Origin of the sequence: Klenkia sp. PcliD-1-E (assembly GCF_024124375.1) — a bacterium.
GTDB lineage: Bacteria > Actinomycetota > Actinomycetes > Mycobacteriales > Geodermatophilaceae > Klenkia.
This window is the reverse complement of the sequence record NZ_JAMXRZ010000234.1, coordinates 1-2,014: the sequence shown is the minus strand read 5'-3', so window position 1 is coordinate 2,014 and position 2,014 is coordinate 1. Positions and strand designations below refer to the sequence as shown.

Below are 2,014 nucleotides of genomic sequence, written 5' to 3'. Positions count from 1 at the left end.
CAGGAGCGTGAACATCTCCTCGTGCGTGGGGCCGAGCAGGAAGTCGGCTCCCTTGCGGTCCTGCAGCCGGAAGACGTTGTCCCCGTACTCGGTCCAGCGGCCGGTGGCCTCGTAGGGCTCGCGGGGCGGCGTGCCGGGGCGTGCTGCCCCGGCGCGGCAGGCGCCGCCCGGTCGCGGCCACCGAGCCCAGCAGGGCCAGCACGGCGACCGCGCCCAGCGCGAGCGGCAGCGGGGACGCCCCGGCCGCACCACCGCCACCGGCCTCGACACCCCCGGTGGGCACCACGCCCGGGCTGGCCGCGTCCAGCACGGTCTGCACCTGCACGCCGGAGTCGCCGTCCAGCAGCAGCACCGTGTAGGAGGAGCCGCCGTCGAGGTCCACCGGCAGGTCGGTGGGGGACCCCGAGCCACCCGCCACCTGGAGCGTGGTCGGGCCACCCGGCACCGACACGTAGTCGGTGAGGTCGGGGAAGGCGAGGTCGGGGGACAGCGTCGGGCCGTCGGCGAGGCTCACCGAGGCCGGCGACAGGGTCTGGGAGGCGTTGACCACCCGGGCCCGGGCCTGCCCGGCCGGGGGCGGGGTGAGGTCGTCGTCGAGGACCTTCAGCCCGAGCTGGGCGAAGGTGCCCACCCCGGCGACGGTGAAGGCCGTGCCGGGGTCGACGGTGACGGTGGTCGAGAGCACCGGGGCCGACGTCGCGGGGGCGCCGGCGGACCGCATCGAGACGGTGTAGGTGCCGGCGGGCACCGACTGGTAGCCCGACACCGTGCCGTAGCCGACGCCGGTGAGCACGATGCCCGTGTCGGGGCTGGACACCGAGTCGACGTAGACGTCGACCGAGGGCGTGTCCGGGCTGAGGTGGGCCAGCCGCAGCATGCCGGTGTCGGCGGCACCGGCAGGGGTCGTCCCCCCGACGAGCACGGCCACCGCGGCCACCAGGACGATCGAGAGGGCACGCCGGACGGTCACGGGGATCCTCCAGGGTCGCGGCAGGCTACAGCGGGTACACCGTACCGATCCGTCACGTGACCGCCACCCGGTCATCCGGAGGCCTCCGCGACCAGGGCGTCGGGGTCGGGCGCGTACCGGTAGCCCACCCGCAGCCCGTCCGGGACGACGACGACCTCGTCCGGGGAGTAGGGCGGCAGCTGCGCGGCCAGCCAGCCCTCCACCTGCCCGGTGAGCGCGGGGTCGTCGGCCAGCCGGACGCCGCCGACGGAGTCGACGACGGCGTGCCGCACCGGCACCGCGACCTCCCCGGGCACCGCGGGCAGCGCGGAGATGCCGACGCCGTGCTGCGAGGCCACCCCCGCGAGCAGGGTGAGCAACCGCGGGTCGACGTCCCCCGAGAGCAGGGTGCCGGTGGCCTGGCCGGCGTCCGCGGTGGTCGGGTTGGTGAGCAACGCGGCCGACAGCTCGCGGCGCAGCCGGCGCTCCTCGGCGTCGGGGCCCCGGCGCTGCGGGTCGGCGACGACCAGTCCGCTGGCCGCGTCGCCGAAGCGGGCGACCACGAGCCCGGTCATGCCCGGCGGCGCGGCGCCGCGGCTGACCCGGAGACCGCCCTCGCCCAGCGGTACCCCGGCCCGGGCGAGCTCCTGCGCGAGCAGCCCGTCGGCCGCCACCGGAGTGCCGGGGGGCACCTCGGCACGCAACCAGGCGACGAGGTCGGCCCGGTCCCGCGCACCGAAGTCGTCGGCTGGCCCGGTGCGCACCAGCACCGTCGCGGCGACCAGGGCCGCCACCAGACCCGCGGCGCCCACCCCGAGCAGCACCGGCCGGGCCCGACGGAGTGCGGGTGCCGCCAGCAGCCCCTGCACCAGGGCCCCGGCCAGCAGCGCACCCACCGGCAGGCAGACCACCAGCGCGGCGAACCGGCCGGGCGGGACCACCGCGGCGAGCACCGTGGCGGCCAGCGCGGCCGCCGGGGCGACGTCCTCGCGGCCGGCGCCCGCCAGCATCTCGCCGGCCAGCGCCGGGGTCAGCCCGACCAGGTCGGCCGGTCCGCCCCCCGCC

General features: G+C 77.9%; 2 protein-coding genes. Both read right to left on the bottom strand.

What is annotated here, in order from left to right; genetic code table 11:
* On the bottom strand, window positions 1–970 hold a 970-nt coding region (locus NH342_RS22785; RefSeq protein ID WP_253018622.1), incomplete at its 3' end, for a DUF4397 domain-containing protein.
* A gap of 71 nt (window positions 971–1,041) precedes the next feature.
* The coding region (locus NH342_RS22780; protein WP_253018620.1) for a hypothetical protein at window positions 1,042–2,014 on the bottom strand (973 nt) is incomplete at its 5' end.